This window comes from Oceanobacillus sp. B139/18, assembly GCF_055524595.1.
This window is the reverse complement of the sequence record NZ_JBVFXI010000001.1, coordinates 1,304,529-1,323,103: the sequence shown is the minus strand read 5'-3', so window position 1 is coordinate 1,323,103 and position 18,575 is coordinate 1,304,529. Positions and strand designations below refer to the sequence as shown.

The following is an 18,575-nucleotide window of genomic DNA, read 5'->3' as shown; positions in this document are numbered from 1 at the left end:
TTAATACAACAATCTGTAAAGAGGTACAAAAGGAATGGAACATATTCAAAAACACTAATTTTAGGGATGGACCTGGGACAGCCCCCAGAAAAAAATGAAAAATAGTGAGCTCTCCTGTAAAGGAAGACTCACTATTTTTTTGATGGGTTTTTAAAATAAAAGCTAACGTAAGTCCTTATAATATGCTCCTTATCTGCCGGGATAATTGTTTTGCCCGATGAGCAGTTGAATGATGATTTTGAACAAAGCGCCAGCCAGCTTCGGTTATTTGTTCCCGTTCTTTCGGATGTTGCAGATAGTATGCTGCTTTTTCCGGAAAATTTTCCTCGTTTATATCCACAAAATGCTTTCCTGGTATCAAGCCAATCTCCTCAAGCTCTGGTAAGGCCGGTGCCATTAACAAGGTGCGGCACGCTGGTACCTCAAAATATTTAAAAGTCACAACCTGACGTACGGAGCCGCAGGCAAAAAACAATTTCGCCTGATTGATGGTTCTGGCATAATTTTCGCCAATTAATGATTGCTCCGCCTGTTCGCTTGTAAAATCTCGCCATCCGGGATGAGGACGATGATGAAAATGAGAACTGTCTTGATAATGCTGTAATATCTTATCTCTCAACGGGTAGATCTGCGGGAAGGCTATTTCACCCAGCATCATCAAATCGATTGTTTTCACATTGCCATAGTCTTTAAAGATGGAGGTATTCACGAATTGGGGGAGAAAAAATACCTGATGCTGTTTTTGGTGAGGGTAATGCTGGTAAAAATTATGCCGGCATATGACAAAGAATGTCTTGATTTGATTACGCGCTATAAACCTTCTTCTTTGTTCCACAAAACGATGCGCATCATTTACCATCAGACCTACAGGCGTGTCGATATCGGCTAAGCCTGTAACAACAGGGGCAAATGTTTTCCCTACATCATTTATAATTAAAATAAAATCCGGTTTGTCAGATACTTTACGCAATATTTTTTTTATCGGACCAGATTTTCGATACACCATTAAATTTGTCACTTTTGCTAATTCCTGCTCCAAATCAGCATAATTATTATTCGTAAAGCGAGAAGTATCGGCCGCAATCAATAATAGATTTAGCATTGGTTCATCACCCCTTCCTGAAGTAAAAACGCCTTCTAGATTTAGAAGACGTCTTGATTTAGCGTTTTATCATAGAGAACCGACCGTAAAATTCCCACTGGATGAAGTTTCGTGTTATTTATACCCTAGTCTTGATAAGGTCTTATAAAAAGCTTTATTGATTTGCTGCTGCTGTTCTTGGCTTAAAACCGATTTCCATTTATTTGCCTTGCCTTCTCTTACAAAAGGCAGCGCAGGATTGGTAAATTGCGAAGAACCATTTATATGTTCTTTTTGTTTTTCTTCCAATGCCTTCATATTATCGAAAGAAGCCCAATGGACTGCTTCATTGATTTCTTGTTCGGTTCTGTCTAAGTGTAAAAAGTTTATTATTCTTTTTGCTTCTTTCGCCGCGTCTGCAAGAAGATTTTCATATTTCACAAGCAGAAAACCTTTTTTGACCTTCTCCTGATTATCGAGCCAGCTTTCTATCTGCGTGTCCCACATTCCGGGCACAATATCGCCCTTCATAAAAGCAGCAAAAAAAGCATCAAAGTCACGGCTTTCTCCATGATATTTCTGGAAATGATGATAATAGGAAATAACAACATCCCTTGGATCCCTTACCAGGTAAATTACTTGAGGATAGGATGGGTCATAACTGTCATGGCTCCATACAAGATGCGGGGAAGGGAGATTTTCGATTGGTTCGCTTGCTACATTCTGAATCATCTCTCCTTTCGTGGCCCAGTCCATTTTTTTTCGATATAATAATGTGGCGACGAGAAATAATAAGAAGTTATTTCCCGACTTTGGATAGGCTACAAGACAAATATCGTCTTTATGACATATATATGTTTGATTCGTTGACATGAGGTTATCATCCTTTCTGTTCATCCGTTTTATTCGGCTGAACATCTAATGAGATTGTATCCGGGTTCTCCGGATCAAATATTTCATTGGCCCAAAACAAAACAATTATTTCTTCCTCCGTTATGTTTTCAATGGAATGGGTGTACCCTGGAGGGATGTCTACTATTTCGATATTTTGATCTGTAACCTGATAGGTGATTTGTTTATCCGAATCTATCTTCCTTAATTTAATGCGTGCCGCTCCTTTAATAACACAAAATTTTTCTACTTTTGTATGGTGATAATGGTTTCCTCTTACAACACCCTGACGTGATGTGGATATAAAAACCTGCCCGGCCTGGTTTGATTTGATTAATTCAACTAAGCTTCCTCGTTCGTCCCGATGGACAGGTAATGCATAGGCTAAGTTATCCGCTTCTAAATAAGACAGATAAGTCGTGTAAAGGTATTTCGTAAATTGATCTGACAGGTCCGGGATAATCAGCGATTCTCGTACATTCTTTATTTGGTAAAGCTTTTCGGCCAGTTCTCCTACGGTTGTTTGGAAGGTCTGATCGATATCATAATATAACTTCTTTTCCGGCTTTTTCTGATCAAGACAATCTATAAAACTGTCTATGACATCATCAATATATACGAGGTCAATCTTTTTGTCAGCGTCATGGATTTCAATCTCTTTATCATGGGAAATTTCATGGCAGAAGGTAGCGACTACCGAATTATAATGCGGCCTGCACCACTTGCCGAAGACGCCTGGCAAACGGTAAATGCACACATCTGCACCAGTCTCTATATGATAATTTTGAAGCACTTCTTCTGCAGCTTTTTTACTCAAACCATAAGGTGTATTCCCTTCTGCTTGAATGGATGAGGTAAAAATGATTTTCGGTGTTTTATGATGTTTTTTTAAATAGTTGACAATGGATTCTGTAAGTCCTCTATTAACACTAGCAAACGCATCGCTGTTTGGGGGCCTGTTCACTCCTGCCAAATGATAGATAATATCCGATTCGTTTAAATACTCGTGCAGCAGTGACAGGTCGTCCCCGTGATGATATTGCCTGAGAGAAACACCTTTTACCCTCTGTAATCTATCAACCAGATTCTTGCCAATAAATCCTCCTGCACCGGTTACGGTTACGTTAATCATGTTTATATTCCTCCTGTTTCTATTACCCGCGCAATGGTCCAATTGGTGATAGCTGGACGATTGTTCAACACTTTTAAATACTTTTCTACATATTATGGAGTACGCTGCGAAATGTGAAAAAATAGGGCATAGGCAAGATTGTTAATTGAAAAAGAGGGGATGTATATATGGTAGATTTATCTATTCATACAAAGGATTGGCTGGAAAAAATAACACCAAAAGCAGATATACATGAAGTTTATAAGGAATTCTATACAGACGAAACGGTAACATATACGCTTCCAAAAGGAGATTCGCCGGAATGGGTCGACTGGGTAAAGCCGCCAACGTTTGGAGAGAAACATAGGTTTGAGAAAGCCTATGTTTCAAAGATAGAGAACGGGAGTGTGTGGATGTGCGATAAAGGAGAGGGCATGGTTTATGCACTGGCGCCTGATCACACATATTTTCACGATATGGTTTTCCATTTATATTGGAATTATTTTGATAAAATTGCAGTTAATTCCATTCCTTCGGTTTCTCCTTATGAGGGAACGCTGGGGGTATTGGCTTGGGCCGGGCATGCCAATTACTGGCATTGGCTGCATGATACGCTGGGACGCTATCATTTATTGCAGCTCAGCGGATTTAAGATAGATAAATATGTTCTACCTCCTCTGACGTTACCGTTTCAACGGGAGACGATTAAACTGCTTGGCATCCCAGAGGAAAAAATCTTACAGCTTACACCGGGAATGCATGTGCAAGCAGAACAGCTGATTTTGCCATCTGTGCCATTCAATGCAGGAACTTGTGTGAAATGGACAATTGAATTCCTCCGGAGCGCATTATTGAAGAAGGATTCCTATCGCTCCGCAAATCCCGAAAAGCGAATCTATATCAGCCGGGAGGATGCTTCGTGGAGAAAGGTTGCCAATGAAGGAAAGCTTTTGGAGCTTTTGACCAGAAAAGGATTTAAAAAAATTGTATTGAGTACGTTGACGGTAGAGGAGCAAATTGCTCTTTTTTCCTCGGCCGACGTAATTATAAGCCCAAACGGTGCCGGACTTGCAAATCTCATGTTTTGTCAACCGCGGACAAAAATCATTCAATTATTTACAGCTACATCAGACGAATTTATAAAAATTGGACAATACCTGGATTTGGATTATCATTTTTTGAAATGCAGGAATGCCAACCCCGTCTCCACAGAGCATGAAGTTATCAAAAACCTCGTGGTGGATGTGAAAAAAATAGCTGAGATTTTGAAGGAGGAAGGGATAGATTAGTAAGGAATATTTTAAAAATGCAGGCGCTCAGAGAAGCACCTGCATTTTTAAAGGCATTGTTATTTCAGCAATCTCAAAAATTCATTCCAGTCTGAACGGCTGGTTCTGGTTATGCTTTCCTTATGCTCCCGTACATTATATACTGTAAAATCATGATACTGAAAACGGTCGCTCTGAATCAATTGATTTAATACGCTCACATCCTCAAAAAGCTTTCCTTCTTTAAATGTTATCACAGGAAATCCTCCAATTCTTTTTAAAGCAGAAGTGCGGTATATCCTTGGTCCGAGAGGAAATCGATAGGAAAGAAGGTCAGCTCTTCCATGGATATGCCTTCCCTTTGCTGTTCCTTTAAAAAGAATATCTCCCGCCAGCTGCTTCCACTTTCGAAGATTTCCATATAATACGGATACATTTTCAGAGAGATTTGCCAGACGTTTTTTTATATTGGAAACAGCGTCCGGATCCAGCCAATCATCTGCATCAAGTTCTAAGATGAAATCGGATGTCACGTGAGGTAATAAATGGTTGAGAGCGACAGCTTTTCCCTCGTTCTTTTTTTCAAAAAGCTTCACCAGCTGTCCGTCGTGCCATCGTTTGAGCCGGTGATAGGAATTGTCTGTTGAGCCGTCATCCATAATTAGTATCTGTTCCGGCAATTCATTTTGAAGCAGGCAGGAGACAACTGCAGTTTCTGCATGATTTTCCATATTATAATTGGAAAGGATGACAGATAGACTTGGATTTGCTGTTTGGATTTTATTCAGCTGGTACTTCTCTATGAATTTTTGTTTTTCTAATGTGCTGGTTGAATTGCTTCTTCTTGACTGCAGCACCAGACCTTCTTCATAGCGTCTTTTTAAACTTGATTTATCAGTAAGCCAGGCTGGCAAGAGAGCCTCCTTAAACGGCAGCTGGGTGTTTAATAGAAATGGCTGGTTTTTAAGAAAAGGAGCAGACACTAGTAATGGCCGATGAATCACACGGTTTCGATTCCGAAAGCCAGTTGTTAAAAATGACTCTGATTGGGAAAGATGAAGGGAATCAGCTTGTATAGCTGGAGAAAGGTAATCTGTATCATACAGAAATAATACATAGGGATTGGTGATTTTTTGAATCACATCATTCAATGTTTTCCCGGGATCATTCTCTTTGCATATAATCGATTGGATTTGCTTGATAGGAGTGAAATCTAGTATTCCTGCTAAAGACACGTTCTGTTCATGGAGAACCATCACAGAATGTAATCTGGATTCAATCCTTTTTAAAGATACTAATGCTTTATGAATTGCTGCTGCATCAGAATAAAGAATGAGAATCGCAGTGATATCCTTCAATCGGAATCCCCCGTTCTTTTACGATATTTCTATTTATCACGGAGAATCGTCTGTAAAGCTCCCGCTTCCAAATAAAGCGTAAGAATAAATTTATTTAGGCGGGAGATAACGGACGCTGTCTCCTTGAATCACTCAACTAATCCTTCAGTGGGGAAACGCAAAACACCCGCTGAATAAAGTTTCATTATATATATATGAAGCTAATCTGATTTTATCCCCTGTAAGTAATCAATGGGGTCTTCATGGTATCCTTTTCAAATGAATATGTAATTGAAAAAGGTTTATACAACCATTTTTTTATTCTCCGTTTCCGATAACAGCTTCTCAACATATATTATTATATCTTGTGTATTGGTGGTGTAGATATATATGATAAAAGTAAGCCTTTGTATGATTGTAAAAAATGAAGAAGAGGTGCTGCGGCAATGTCTGGACAGTGTAAATAACCTCTGCGAGGAAATCATCATTGTCGATACCGGTTCAACAGACAAAACGAAAGAAATCGCAAGAGAGTACACAGATAAAGTCATTGATTTTAAGTGGATCGATGACTTTTCAGCTGCCAGAAACTTTGCCTTCAAGCAAGCAGCCTCACCTTATATTTTATGGCTGGATGCAGATGATGTGTTGCAGGAAGCCGAACAGATAAAATTTAAAAAGCTGAAGGAAGAGCTGGATGAATCCGTGGATGCTGTTTCGATGCTGTATCATATTGCCTTTGATGAGTTTGGCAATCCGACCTTTAGTTATCGAAGGAATCGTCTGGTAAAACGTGAACGGAATTTCAAATGGATCGGTCCGGTTCATGAATATTTAGAGGTATATGGAAATATCATTTCATCCGATATCGCGGTGACTCATCGTAAGACGGATAAATCCGATGCGAATACGGTAAATGGCCGTAATTTAAAAATTTATGAAAAAAGATTAGAAAGAGGAGAAGCATTTAGCCCCAGAGATTTATTTTATTATGCAAATGAGTTAAAAGATCATGGGTTGTATCAGAAATCGGTTATTTATTATCGGGAGTTTTTAGCAACAAAAAAAGGCTGGGTGGAAGATGAGATTCGCGCCTGTATCAATATGGCTGCGTGTTACCGGATGTTAGGAAATGCAGAAAAAGAAATTGAGGCACTGGTGCTCTCTATTACCTATGATGTTCCGAGGCCTGAGGTCTCCTGCCGAATTGGTGATTTATATAAGGGGCGGAATTTATTCCGAAAAGCAATTATCTGGTACCGGCTTGCGATAGAAGTCGATACAGATGATCATCAAGGATTTCAGCAGCAAAGCTATGCGACCTGGTATCCGCATCTCCAGCTTTGTGTCTGTTATTGGCAGATAGGGGAGAAGGAATTAGCGGAAGTGCATAATCAAAAAGCAAAATACTACCGGCCAAATGATAGCCAAGTGTTATATAATGAGAAGTTCTTTAGGGAATATAAGGAAAAGCACAGTTAAAAAACAAAAATAAATTTAAGAAAGCAGAGAAAGAAATAATACGAAATGGGTGGTGTGAAATCTAAAAAAAGGTGTGTGCACCATGAGCAAAAGAGTATTATACATTGGCTGGATTGGCTATCGGAATCTGGGAGACGATCTATTATGGAACCTATTTCGTGATAGGGCAGAGAGATACCTTGCATCCGGACAAATAACAATTGTGCCCTCTCTGCCAGGCGTGAACATTCAGCACTTAGAGCGTTATGATACCATTGTTTTAGGAGGGGGTTCTTTAATTGCACCGACCTATATCAAGCTTTTGTATCGAGCAATAAAAATGAAAAAGAAGGTATGTATTTGGGGGAGCGGCATCGACCGTATTCCAGAATCTGTACTGCATGCGATGCAGGAAGGTAATAAGGTTCCGGCAATCCAACGGTTTAAGGGAGAAGAGATAGCGCAGTTGAAAGAAGTGCTTTTGCATGCCGATTTTGCCGGTGTCAGGGGACCTTATACGAAGAAGGTTCTGGAAACATTAACCGGTGTATCTGATGTGCCAGTTATCGGAGACCCTGGATTATTATTAGAATGGAATCATGCTGCTGTTAAAAATGAAAAGTGGATTGGCATCAATTGGGGAACAACAATGAACAATTTATATGGCAATAAGGAGAAAGAGGTCGAAAAACAGTTGGCAGTAGCAGCAAAGCATTGGATAGCTAAAGGGTATAAAATATTTATCTACGCGGTATGGACAGAGGATTTTCCTGCATGTCAACGGTTGGATAAATTAATAGAAAGTCCGGAAAATGTATTGTTCGAAAAGAAACGATATACGGAGCAGGAGTTGATGAAGAAGCTGTCCGTTTGTTCTGTAACGATGAATTTTAAGCTTCATCCAAATATACTTTCTCTGTCTGCCGGGGTGCCTGCTGTGGCTTTGGGTTATCGGTTTAAGGTGTTTGATTTCTTCTCCTCAATAGGATTAGAGCATCTGGTGCTGTCAACCAGCGAGGAACAGCTTGATAAAAAACTGGTGAAGCTGGCAGATGAAACCATGCAAGAAGCAGATAAAATAATGAATGAATACGGGAAAAAGCAAAAATTATATGGTACACAGATTGAAAAAATATTTACCGAAAAGGTATTATAAACGTTGTAACATTCTTTATGAAAATATCAAAAAACTGCCGGCTCACTTGATTTATTCGTGAACCGGCAGTTTGCTTGCCATGATAGCTGTTCATCCTGTTTCAATCCAGTTTAGTAACATTTTAGCGCGATGCTCGTAGGTATGGTATTTTAGGAGATGTTGATAGCCGGAAGAGGCAATGATTTGTGCTTCATCGACATGGGTTAAATAATATTCGATTTTTTCCAGAAGATCCTGATGGGAATCAAAGAGAACGAAATGCTTTCCGTCTTCAAGCAATGTATCCAGTTTAGGAACTTTATCAGTCAGCATGAGAGAACCGCAGCCAATTCCTTCAAAAATACGCATATTCAGGCTCTTTATGGTATCCGCTGCATGGTTGATGACGAGCTTTGATTGACCATACGTTTTCGCTAAATCATGTAAGAAAACCCGTTTATGGAAGGATAATCGATAAGCTTCATGGAACGTTTCTTTTATTTTTTTAACAGCTCGTATCCGTTTTTGATATAAGACAGGATCTAATGTACCGACCGATGTAATATCAACGAGTCTATTTTGAAGCGGTGTAACATCATTAAAAAAATCCTTTGCCATTGCAAATGGGAAAAATTTGACCGGTGCAGCAAAATGGTCTGCTAAATGTAACGAATGCGCCATTAATATAAGGTCCGGCTGATAACGCTGAGCCAGCGTTTTATTGGTAGTGAGCCGGTTTTCTCCGTGATGAATCCAAAAAACCCTCGGAATATTCACAAGGTTTATCTGCTTTACTCTGACGGAAGGTACAGAAGGACTTTCCACGAATAAAACAGCCATGTATTCCTCCAGAGCAATTTTAGAAAAGTCGATCAATGATGTATATACATCTACTTTCAATCCGATATTTCGAAAAGCATCCTCCAAGTATCGCCCGGGAGTAAAGGATGTTTTTCCATAACACATTAAGAGCTTTCTTTGCTCCATAACTCATTCGACCTGCCTTTTGTTTAGGATAAAGATTTCTTTTGCTTTAATAAGATATGTCTGATTGAAGAAAGAGGATGTATATTTAACCTGTTATGGAAGGTTTTATGTAAGAAATAAGCAGGGAGCGGATAGAGAATAAGGGCTTGTCTGTAAAAAGAGAATACAGGATAAATCGAGAGTCTTTTACTCAGCAAATTTATCCTTTAATCATTTGTGTTCTGGTTTTGTTTGGAAGGAGGTTTACTTTAAAATAGATTCTATCTCTGTTAAAAATTCTCTGGCACGCTTTTTGGTGGTATGCCGTTCTTTTGTCAACATCATTCCGTTATAGGCGATTTGTTTTCTTTCTTCATCATGATTCAGGTAATAATCGATTTTCTCTTCAAAGCAGAGTTCGTCGATTGCGACAAAGTTCACGCCGGGTATAAAACCTAAATCACTTAATTCCTTGGAATAACTGGCTAACAGCAGCGCATTGCAGGCAGTGATTTCGAAATATTTCATTAAAGGGTATTTGAATACAGAGTCGCAGGTCAAAACGATTTTGGAACGATTCAGCACTTTAGCATAATTTTCCCCGACAAAAACATCTTTTTCACCTTCCTGAATCTTTCGATAGCCCGGATGAGGGTAGTGGATAAATTCAGGTCTATTTTTAAGCCGCATCTGTATGGTGGCGCGAAGCGGATAAAAATCTTCCAGAACCGAACCGGTTAATAGAATATTCTTATCTTTTTCCAATTGATAGTCTTGATAGATGGCAGCATGTGCGTGATGTGGAAGCCAGTGCATGCGTGAGGCAAATTCAGGGTACCACTGCTTGAATTTATCACGATAAAACGTGAACACATGCTGAATATTTTCTTTTTCAATCATTGCTTTTCTTAGAGGCTTTTGAAAATGTAAATCGTGTAACCCGACTGCAAAAGGCAAATGCAAATCTTTAAGGCCAGTTACAATTGGCGAGCCATTTTCAAGATAATCATTAAAATAGATAAAATCCGGTTCAAAAGGGATAGAATCAATAATTTTCCCGATATCGCCAGATTGATGAGATACATATAAATCCGTTATTTTTTGAAGCTCCTGAATAAAGAAATATGATGCAGGAACAGTATATGATTGATCATCGCGCGTCATAAATAATAGTTTTACTTTTTTCATTATCACCGCATCCTCTTAAATATATAAGCCTTGCTCAAAGGGCTCTATCAGCTTTAAACGGTAAGCCTGCCGTTGTTTATCCATCGTTTCTATGATATCAGAACGGTTCTTGGAAATTTTTTTCTCCAGCGAAATAATTTGAGAAACGAGATTTGCATCATCCGTTGCGATAGCCATTTCCTCTAATTGGACAGAACGGACAAAATCAAATATTTTGAAGCGGTAGCCCAAAGCGATAAATGGAACCCCTGCGGCAAGGGACAGGTAATTCGCATGTAATTTAAAATTAATGGTGAAATCAAAATGTGTCATTAAAGATAGGACAGATGCTGCAGGATAAACGGTATCATCTATCTGCCAAGAAGCTTTATCACTTAATTTAGCAGCTAAACGTTTGGTATGTTCTAAATCAGCATGCCACATGATATAAAAGTAAATTTTATAACCGTCAGCAATCAGCTGATTTAAAGCGTCTGCAAACTGGTCTTCTAAAGTGATTTCATTTCTGCCATAGATATTATGGAAGGAAGTGCCCCAATTTACACCAATCACTTTATCATCTGGATGAAATGGAGCTGGAAACGGATTTTTATCTGTTCCATGTTGCAGTAGAAAGGCTGGATCACCGCTGATGACAACGTCTTTTTTTACCCCTGCCTGCTCCAGAAGTTGCTTTGTTAAAGGACCTCTGACACCACTCCAGGAGCTTTCACGGAAGACCGTATTTAGCTTTTCATGAAATGACTTCCATCCATTCGTTTTAAGAAAATCAATGTTTTGACCATCTGTTAGATACGATTTAGGAACCCAATCAATTCCTGATCCCCAAATCATTACTTTTGTATTTAATTGCAAAGCTTGATACAAGGCATCAATAATATAAGACTGAATCGGATGATTGGCACCGCTTAAGATAGAGCCTCCGCCAAGTACGATTAAATCATAAGCTTGAAGTGAGGCATTGTCGAGGTAGCGTTTTTCATTATTTACAAGATCAAGCCTGTAGTCATCCCCAAGCTGATAAAATTGTTCTTTAAAGCATTCAAACATTAATTCATCGCCTAAATTATTATATCCAATCCACCCAATATACAAAACATGTTTCATTTTCTGCCTCCTATTTCTCATCTGAAGTGTTTAATTTCTCCGTGCAAATGCTTTTATAATGTTCTGCCCGAAAGCTCCCGACCCCTTTTAAAATTAAATAGTTCGGATGATTTTCACCTAGATCCAGACATTTTTCAAAACATGCTTTGGCACTTTGATAATCTGTTTGTTGAAATAGAATAAGTCCTTTGTAAAAATGCAAATCGACGTAATCCGGATACAGGAGAAGGGCTTTCTCAATACCTGATAATGCCTGGTCAATACTATTGGTTTGAATTAATATGTCATACTTCAGCTTGTAAAGAATTGAAGGCGGTTTTTGACCTGCTGTTAAAAATTTGAAAATAGATTGATTGACATATTCAAACGCCTGATTATATGCGTTGTCACGATAATATTCACTGGCGAGGTGGTATTCGATCCATGGGCTGTGTGTTTCTTTCGCGGCTTCTAATTTCAGAATTCTTTTATTGCGGGCTGATTTATCTTTCTTTTCGGCAACTTCATGAATATAGCCGTAATGAAGAATAGGCAGATTTAGTATATCTGTTGTCATCTTCTCTGGTTCGGCAGTTAAGGTTTCGTGGATACGATTAATGAATTGTATACCTTGATGATTGCGAAATAGACGGGGCTGGTAATGGATATAGGATGTAAGATCCTCAGATTCCACGCGCTCGCCGGTAAAATTTGTTATTGGCAGGGAAAGCATATTTGCTTCTATATTGGTCAGTGTTTTCTTAATGGCTTCCGGATCCAGTATATCTAAACATTCATCCGCGTCTATCCACAAGATCCAATCATTTGCCGCTTTTGCTATTCCTTCATTTCTTGCATTGGCAAAATGGTCATCCCATTCATAATTAAAGACCTTCGCATGATATTTATGAGCAATATCGATGGAGTCATCGGCAGAACCGGTATCAATAATAATCATTTCATCCACAAAGCCCTGGACGCTGGATAAACATTTTTCAAGAAACGCCCCTTCATTTTTGACAATCATACATAAGGTAATCGTTGGTTCTGTTTCCACGTGATTTCCTCCTGATTGGTTAAGTTGATTCTAAGAAATCTTCATCACGCACTCGCTGTGACAGCCAAGGCCGCTGGGGAGAAGAGCTATTGATAATTGTAATCCTCGGGTAATAGCTTAATAATAGATTTAAGCTTTCTAAACAGTGCTTTTTATACGTATCTAAGGAAAAAGGGTGCTGTTGGATTTGTCTTTTTAATTCAAGTATCTGCTCGTGAATATCTTCTTTGAAGTACTCTTTTAAACTATCTTCATGCTCAAATAAAGATTCCTCGGGGTAATAATTAAGCTCTTCAAGCACTTCTTTTTGCTGGAAGAAAAGATAATGAAGTTTTTCGAGAGAGGAAAGGGAAACCAGGAGTTTTTTTTCCATTTGTTCTTCCTCTGTAATAGTTACTTTTTTATCATAAAAAAAATAGTCATAAAAATATTCTGTAAGAAAATATAAAAAAATGTGTGTATAGGTTACATAGTTTAATTCCCATTCACCCCATTTTTCTTCTAATGTTAAATCCTCATGCATTATGCTCTGCCTCCTTTTTTATTTATCAGAGCAAGGTTTGTTTTCTCTGCAATACTCGCAGTCACAATCCGTTGAAGGCTGGTAGCCTAGTTCTTCATAGAAATTGTTCTTACAGCCCCGATGTTTGGATTTCGATTTTTTATCTTTGCATTTACAGTCACAGTCTTCATCGAGGGCGGCAACATCTTCCAGTTTGAATTGAAGAAGCATTTGCGATTTAACGATTGTACGCAATGTTTTATTGACGCTGTCGTTCATTTTTAAATAATCCTGTAAACAATGATGCGGGTTTTTTAAAAATGCCTGAAGCTTTTCGCCTTCTGCATTCAAAATATGAGATAACCCTATTTCTTCCAAAGCGATGGAAGATAGTAATAAATCGATGGTTTCACAGCGATTTAGTGAGACAATAGGGGTGATGTTTGGAATGTTTGGCATGGACATAGGTCTTCCTCCTGTTATTCTCAGGGGATAATCAAATAAATCGGGTCCCCCCTGTATGTTGACTTTCTAATATAGAAAACATATTCAATCTTTAAATGAATAGTAAACAATTGATTTATAACAGCTTCCTTTTAAGAAGCTGGTACTTCTTTTATTCAATGATATCGATAATATTTTTAAGTTTCGTTTGCAGTAATAACTCTTTCTTTAATACCGTTTCCAATGTTGATTGGACACTTTCATTTATATCAATCAAGTCATCTAATTCCAAAATTGCTTCCGGAGAAGTGGGTAAAGTGCCTAACGCGTATTGGATTTTTTCGCCTTCTGCATTGATGATGTGCGCTAGACCGAGTTCTTCCAAAGCAATAGAAGCTAATAATAAATTAATGACATCATCCCGATCAATGGAAATTTCAGGTGTAATGTTTGGGATATTTGCTTGCGACAAATCAGTTCCTCCTTATCTTTAGACATTTATCTATCAGCGTACAATTATCGTATGAATGTATCATTTAGGTCGTTCCATAAATGGGTAATGGTCTATGGTTAAATGTAACGGGATTGGACGCTTTTGAATGCTTGTCTTAAAAGGGGGCGAGCAGCTTTTATTCATTTGAAATAATTATAAGATGACGTGTTTGATAACGGTTTTCTAAATGAAATATTTGTTTGTGATTACTGGGAAAAAACCCCTTATAAACGGATGGTTAAATTATTTGTTCTATGAAGTTCATAGAAAAGATTCAAAAAAGATGAAGAGTTGATAATAGAAAAAGTAAGTAATAAAAAACGGTGCCTGTTTCAATGTAAATAAGTGTATGATATTATGCTTGGAGATATAAATTTAAGGGGGAAATTGGTAATGAAAAAATTTTTCTTATTTTTGTTAACTTTCATATCAGTATTAATTATGTCTGCATGTTCAGAAACAAATTCTGGTGAAGAAGGGGAATCAGATCAAACAAATGAGGAAATGAGCTCTGACGAATCATTAGAAGCTGAAAACGAGAAAGAGAAAAGTCTTTTGCCCAAAGATTATGGGGAAAACGCTAGGGAGGATGCCCGGGACAATGCTGCATCCGATTATTTAAAAGCTTTTATTGAATACATGGATGCTGATTTCGGACAAGAATTATTAGTCGATAATATTGATAAAGCTGAAAAAGTTAGTACCGGAGAAAAAGCCAGCCAAAACAAGATAGATGTAGAAATCACACTCAATGATAATTTTAAAGACGAAACTAAAGGTTTGATACTTCTGCACTCAATCCTATTAGATTTGGTACACAACAAGTTCTATGAGTTTTCCGTAAGCGGGGTAAATGAAGTTCATTTTGTAGCTAATGCCCCTATAGATGGAGACGTAATAAAGGTTTACGAAGCAGTGATTGATGAAGAAGGATACGAAATAATGAATGAGCAAGATTCAGATAATATGTCAATGAATGCAATCGTTGAACATGCAAATGAATTTTGGATGCACGATATATTCACAGAAGGCATATTCGAAGATAATTCTATTGAATATGAAAATGAATAAACTATACTAGTATCAGTGATGACAGATGGTGTTGAACAAGGTAAATAAATTTCTTTTACAACTATGTGTAAGCCGTGGTGTGATATATACAAATCACACCACGGCTTACACATAATTTTTTGAAGATATTAGTCATAAGAGTTAAACTATGGAGATCTTTATATTGTTGTATTTAGCTTTTTCTATTTTTCTTATTTGTACCTGTCGTAATTACCTCATTACTGCTTTTCCAGTAGTATTTAAAAAAAATTTAATATAGTACCTACATCTCCACTGCGTATGTGCTAAGCTATTCTTGTCCTTCATTGGACGTGCCTCCTTCTATAGTGAGAATTGGTGGTCGGGAAGCCTACCTTATCTTATCATGAAGTGAGGCTTTTTTTGATACTACACTAGAAGTTCTCTGGAACCCCAGCATAGCTGGGCGTTTTCAAAGATCATAATAAAGAAATCTGGAGTGCGTATGCACTCCAGATTAGATAGATTATGCAATCTGATTGATAGACCAATAGATGCCTTGCTGATCGCCACCACCTAAGTCTATGCCGATAGTTAACCCATCAGCTACATAGAATAGACCAATCTGGTCGCCGGCAGTAAGTTCAACTTCTCTGGCTAGCGTTACTGTCCCGTTACCTAATACAGCTCTTAAGGTGAGGAGAAGTGCAATGTTTACGTTCAATATAGGGAATAAGCCTGTTACCAATGTTGCAGGGTTTGGCGTAATACGTTGAACTTCGAAAGCTGGGTTTATTCCTGCTCCAAGGTTAATGGTAAGAGCAGCAGTCGTTTGATAGTTTATTGTTGCACTGATAGAATAACGGCCTGTTTCGGGAGCTGTGTAAATTCCATCTAAAGCAGCAAAATTAGGGCTAGCGTAAGAACCAGGTGTTATTGTAGACCAACTGACTATTTGGTCTGATCCCGTTACAGTCTGTGTTGCTTGGGTGGCAGAAAATCCGTTTTCCGCAAATGCTGGCCCAGTTGCACCTGTAGCACCAGTTGCGCCAGTGGCTCCTGTAGGCCCCGTAGGTCCGGTAGCGCCGTCCGCGCCAGTAGGCCCTGTAGGTCCGGTAGCACCGTCCGCACCGGTAGGCCCCGTAGGTCCGATAGCGCCGTCCGCGCCAGTAGGCCCCGTAGGTCCGATAGCGCCGTCCGCGCCAGTAGGTCCCGTAGGTCCAGTGGCCCCATCTGCGCCAGTAGGCCCCGTAGGTCCGATAGCGCCGTCCGCGCCAGTAGGTCCCGTAGGTCCAGTAGCGCCATCCGCGCCAGTAGGCCCAATAGGTCCGGTAGCACCGTCCGCACCGGTAGGCCCCGTAGGTCCGATAGCGCCGTCCGCGCCAGTAGGTCCCGTAGGTCCAGTGGCCCCATCTGCGCCAGTAGCACCAGTAGGTCCGATAGCGCCGTCCGCGCCAGTAGGTCCCGTAGGTCCAGTGGCCCCATCTGCGCCAGTAGGTCCCGTAGGTCCGGTAGCGCCGTCCGCGCCAGTAGGTCCCGTTGGCCCTGTTGGCCCCAAGTCCCCGTCAGGAATAATGCTAGTTACTTGCTTTAATTTATTATCCAATAATAATTCTTTTTTCATAGCTGTCGCAAGCATATCTTGAACTGCTTCATTTACTTCCAATATTTCAGGTAATGTTGCAGGTGTTGTCAGGCCAGGGAGGGTACCTAAAGCATATTGTATTTTTTCGCCCTCCGCATTAATAATATGTGAAAGCCCTAGTTCTTCCATAGCAATGGAAGCTAATAGTAAATTGATTGCATCGTCCCTTGTTAAAGTTATATTAGGTGTAATGTTTGGGATATTCGGTTGGGACATTATGATTCTCCTTTCATAAAAGATAGCTATTTCAAATCGAATCATCTGCGTAAAAATATCTACAAAAGCAGTGTTCTCAACCAATATATTCTTTGCTGCAAAGTCGGTGTAGACACATTACTATTATTTGTGTATTCATGAAAAATAGGTTAACCATATATAAGGAATTACATGGAATTTTTTTTGGAAAAGGAACTTGAGAATATTATCAACATCGAGTAACAGAAGCCGGGCTTTTTAAGCGGATAGAACTAACCTGGATCATCATGAAATAAGCAGAATCATTTCTTTTCTAACTTATTCTTTGTACACTTAGCGTATATATAGTAATCGCTTTATTAATGGGGAATAATCTTAATTTAATCTCCGTTATAAGGTCCGTTTGAACCAAAAATCTTTAGGTTTGTGGTATTGACACGGTCTTGATAGAGTGAATAAACACAGTCTAACACCGCTTGAAAAGACAAAGAACGCTAAATTGAATAAAGCTTCAGATTATGAGCAGCTGCTGTAAGGAGGAATTTGTTTGAAAAAAATATCGTCAAGTGTTGTTCAATTTCGGGGAACACATTATGAATTTGGTTATCATCAAGGTACTTTATTAAAAAATCATATTTTAGTAAAGAATCGTGAAAATCAATGGAAGGTAAGAACGCCTTTATTTTCTATTGATATCAAAGAAACAAAAAGGATTTTTCAAGAAATAGCACCGGCAATATGGGAGGAATTATCAGGTTTTGGTGATGCGCTTGAATGGCCGATGGAGAGAGTACTGCTTGAATTTGGAGGGTATCGGGTAAAAGTGAACCGTTCCGGATGTTCCATTATAACAGGAGCAGATTATATGATCAGAAATTATGATTATCATCCGAAAACATACGATGGCTTTTATTCCGTATTCCAACCGACGGATACAGGATACGCAGCTATAGGAGTTACGCAGAAAGTAACGGGACGTTGTGATGGAATGAACGAAAAGGGGTTAGCAATGGGATATACCTTTATGCATCGTAAACGCCCGAAAGATGGATTTGTCTGTCATATGATTGGAAGAATGATTTTAGAAACATGCGCTAATATCGAAGAAGCTGTTTCGTTGCTAAAACAAATTCCGCATCGGGGATCATTTAGTTATGTATTGTTTGATAAAGATCATTCGGAATCAACGATTGTGGAGGCTTCTCCAAGAAATGTAGAGGTAAGGACTGGAGAGGCGTGCACGAATCATTTTCAACTGATGAAGGAGGAAAATCGTCATTATCTGAAGGATTCGATAAGACGTCTGGAAATTATGGAAAGTAACTCACCTCATTCTCTTCGCGGGAAAGAAGCTTTTCAGCTGTTAAATGGAACAGAAAATGGTGTGTTTTCTAAATTATACGGACAGTGGGCAGGAACGATACATACTTCTGCGTATTTCCCATCGAAATTAGAAGCATGGATTGCTCTTGGCGGTGATCAGCAGCCGGTGAAATTTGATTTTGCATCATGGCTGAAGGGGAATGATTTCCCTGTTTCTGAAGTTACAGGAATGGTAGATACAGATATTCCTTTTGTTCATATGGAGAAGGCGGATTGGTATAAAATGTATAAATAATTTTCTAACAAGGTACCGGAAACTTTTAAGATGCTGTTTCGGTATCTTTTTTGTATGTAAAAAGAAAT

Annotated in this window: 17 protein-coding genes; 5 read left to right on the top strand and 12 right to left on the bottom strand. The window is 38.9% G+C overall.

All coding sequences use genetic code 11. The annotated features are described in order from the left end of the window. Positions 1-175: 175 nt before the first annotated feature. The 3 genes from ACZSMY_RS06425 to ACZSMY_RS06415 all read right to left on the bottom strand — a co-directional run bounded on the left by ACZSMY_RS06425 (position 176) and on the right by ACZSMY_RS06415 (position 3,104). On the bottom strand, positions 176-1,102 hold the full coding sequence (locus ACZSMY_RS06425; protein ID WP_256706165.1) for a glycosyltransferase: 927 nt from the start codon (positions 1,100-1,102) through the stop codon (positions 176-178). Positions 1,103-1,216: 114 nt separating this feature from the next. Then, entirely contained in the window at positions 1,217-1,954 is a 738-nt protein-coding gene (locus tag ACZSMY_RS06420) for a sulfotransferase domain-containing protein (RefSeq protein WP_256706166.1), read from the bottom strand. A 7-nt stretch (positions 1,955-1,961) separates the two neighbouring features. After that, a complete protein-coding gene (locus tag ACZSMY_RS06415) occupies positions 1,962-3,104 on the bottom strand; it encodes a polysaccharide biosynthesis C-terminal domain-containing protein (RefSeq protein WP_193064067.1) in 1,143 nt (380 codons plus the stop codon). A 167-nt stretch (positions 3,105-3,271) separates the two neighbouring features. On the opposite strand from ACZSMY_RS06415, the gene ACZSMY_RS06410 reads away from it, so the two are divergent. Beyond that, positions 3,272-4,372: a glycosyltransferase family 61 protein gene (locus ACZSMY_RS06410; RefSeq protein WP_193064066.1), complete on the top strand. Its 1,101-nt coding sequence runs from the start codon at positions 3,272-3,274 to the stop codon at positions 4,370-4,372. A 59-nt stretch (positions 4,373-4,431) separates the two neighbouring features. On the opposite strand, the gene ACZSMY_RS06405 is transcribed toward ACZSMY_RS06410, so the two are convergent. After that, positions 4,432-5,709, bottom strand: coding sequence for a glycosyltransferase family 2 protein (locus ACZSMY_RS06405; RefSeq protein WP_193064065.1), 1,278 nt, complete (start codon positions 5,707-5,709; stop codon positions 4,432-4,434). A gap of 369 nt (positions 5,710-6,078) precedes the next feature. Here ACZSMY_RS06405 and ACZSMY_RS06400 point away from each other — a divergent pair, with 369 nt between their 5' ends. Then, positions 6,079-7,170 (top strand): glycosyltransferase, encoded by a 1,092-nt coding sequence (locus ACZSMY_RS06400; RefSeq protein WP_368901574.1) that lies wholly within the window; start codon positions 6,079-6,081, stop codon positions 7,168-7,170. An 82-nt stretch (positions 7,171-7,252) separates the two neighbouring features. Then, positions 7,253-8,305: a polysaccharide pyruvyl transferase family protein gene (locus ACZSMY_RS06395; protein WP_465147574.1), complete on the top strand. Its 1,053-nt coding sequence runs from the start codon at positions 7,253-7,255 to the stop codon at positions 8,303-8,305. 90 nt (positions 8,306-8,395) lie between these two features. On the opposite strand, the gene ACZSMY_RS06390 is transcribed toward ACZSMY_RS06395, so the two are convergent. The 7 genes from ACZSMY_RS06390 to ACZSMY_RS06360 form a co-directional block, all read right to left on the bottom strand. Then, positions 8,396-9,271: a glycosyltransferase family protein gene (locus ACZSMY_RS06390; RefSeq protein ID WP_465147573.1), complete on the bottom strand. Its 876-nt coding sequence runs from the start codon at positions 9,269-9,271 to the stop codon at positions 8,396-8,398. Positions 9,272-9,514: 243 nt separating this feature from the next. Continuing rightward, entirely contained in the window at positions 9,515-10,438 is a 924-nt protein-coding gene (locus tag ACZSMY_RS06385; protein WP_368901571.1) for a glycosyltransferase family protein, read from the bottom strand. Positions 10,439-10,453: 15 nt separating this feature from the next. Continuing rightward, on the bottom strand, positions 10,454-11,545 hold the full coding sequence (locus tag ACZSMY_RS06380; protein WP_465147572.1) for a polysaccharide pyruvyl transferase family protein: 1,092 nt from the start codon (positions 11,543-11,545) through the stop codon (positions 10,454-10,456). 10 nt (positions 11,546-11,555) lie between these two features. After that, positions 11,556-12,581, bottom strand: coding sequence for a glycosyltransferase (locus ACZSMY_RS06375; RefSeq protein ID WP_465147571.1), 1,026 nt, complete (start codon positions 12,579-12,581; stop codon positions 11,556-11,558). A gap of 19 nt (positions 12,582-12,600) precedes the next feature. Next, the gene (locus ACZSMY_RS06370) at positions 12,601-13,104 is read right to left on the bottom strand and encodes a hypothetical protein (protein WP_465147570.1); all 504 of its coding nucleotides are present in this window, start codon (positions 13,102-13,104) and stop codon (positions 12,601-12,603) included. A gap of 18 nt (positions 13,105-13,122) precedes the next feature. Further along, positions 13,123-13,548, bottom strand: a complete 426-nt coding sequence (locus ACZSMY_RS06365; protein WP_368901567.1) for an alpha-helical endospore appendage domain-containing protein — start codon at positions 13,546-13,548, stop codon at positions 13,123-13,125. Positions 13,549-13,699: 151 nt separating this feature from the next. Continuing rightward, entirely contained in the window at positions 13,700-13,999 is a 300-nt protein-coding gene (locus tag ACZSMY_RS06360; protein ID WP_339184569.1) for an alpha-helical endospore appendage domain-containing protein, read from the bottom strand. Between the two features lie 414 nt (positions 14,000-14,413). Between ACZSMY_RS06360 and ACZSMY_RS06355 the strand changes: the two genes are divergently transcribed. Next, positions 14,414-15,091 (top strand): hypothetical protein, encoded by a 678-nt coding sequence (locus ACZSMY_RS06355; RefSeq protein ID WP_465147569.1) that lies wholly within the window; start codon positions 14,414-14,416, stop codon positions 15,089-15,091. A 484-nt stretch (positions 15,092-15,575) separates the two neighbouring features. On the opposite strand, the gene ACZSMY_RS06350 is transcribed toward ACZSMY_RS06355, so the two are convergent. Next, positions 15,576-16,910, bottom strand: coding sequence for a BclA C-terminal domain-containing protein (locus ACZSMY_RS06350; protein WP_465147568.1), 1,335 nt, complete (start codon positions 16,908-16,910; stop codon positions 15,576-15,578). A 526-nt stretch (positions 16,911-17,436) separates the two neighbouring features. Here ACZSMY_RS06350 and ACZSMY_RS06345 point away from each other — a divergent pair. After that, positions 17,437-18,507 carry a C45 family autoproteolytic acyltransferase/hydolase gene (locus ACZSMY_RS06345; RefSeq protein WP_465147567.1) on the top strand — a complete coding sequence of 357 codons (1,071 nt, stop codon included), beginning with the start codon at positions 17,437-17,439 and terminating at the stop codon, positions 18,505-18,507. Positions 18,508-18,575: the final 68 nt, after the last annotated feature.

What these genes read in the sequence shown, in the direction of transcription:
- ACZSMY_RS06385 (WP_368901571.1), bottom strand. Translation starts at nt 10,438, where the DNA reads ATGAAAAAAGTAAAACTATTATTTATGACGCGCGATGATCAATCATAT.
- ACZSMY_RS06395 (WP_465147574.1), top strand. Translation starts at nt 7,253, where the DNA reads ATGAGCAAAAGAGTATTATACATTGGCTGGATTGGCTATCGGAATCTG.
- ACZSMY_RS06370 (WP_465147570.1), bottom strand. Translation starts at nt 13,104, where the DNA reads ATGCATGAGGATTTAACATTAGAAGAAAAATGGGGTGAATGGGAATTA.
- ACZSMY_RS06410 (WP_193064066.1), top strand. Translation starts at nt 3,272, where the DNA reads ATGGTAGATTTATCTATTCATACAAAGGATTGGCTGGAAAAAATAACA.
- ACZSMY_RS06400 (WP_368901574.1), top strand. Translation starts at nt 6,079, where the DNA reads ATGATAAAAGTAAGCCTTTGTATGATTGTAAAAAATGAAGAAGAGGTG.
- ACZSMY_RS06420 (WP_256706166.1), bottom strand. Translation starts at nt 1,954, where the DNA reads ATGTCAACGAATCAAACATATATATGTCATAAAGACGATATTTGTCTT.
- ACZSMY_RS06365 (WP_368901567.1), bottom strand. Translation starts at nt 13,548, where the DNA reads ATGTCCATGCCAAACATTCCAAACATCACCCCTATTGTCTCACTAAAT.
- ACZSMY_RS06380 (WP_465147572.1), bottom strand. Translation starts at nt 11,545, where the DNA reads ATGAAACATGTTTTGTATATTGGGTGGATTGGATATAATAATTTAGGC.
- ACZSMY_RS06425 (WP_256706165.1), bottom strand. Translation starts at nt 1,102, where the DNA reads ATGCTAAATCTATTATTGATTGCGGCCGATACTTCTCGCTTTACGAAT.
- ACZSMY_RS06415 (WP_193064067.1), bottom strand. Translation starts at nt 3,104, where the DNA reads ATGATTAACGTAACCGTAACCGGTGCAGGAGGATTTATTGGCAAGAAT.
- ACZSMY_RS06350 (WP_465147568.1), bottom strand. Translation starts at nt 16,910, where the DNA reads ATGTCCCAACCGAATATCCCAAACATTACACCTAATATAACTTTAACA.
- ACZSMY_RS06390 (WP_465147573.1), bottom strand. Translation starts at nt 9,271, where the DNA reads ATGGAGCAAAGAAAGCTCTTAATGTGTTATGGAAAAACATCCTTTACT.
- ACZSMY_RS06355 (WP_465147569.1), top strand. Translation starts at nt 14,414, where the DNA reads ATGAAAAAATTTTTCTTATTTTTGTTAACTTTCATATCAGTATTAATT.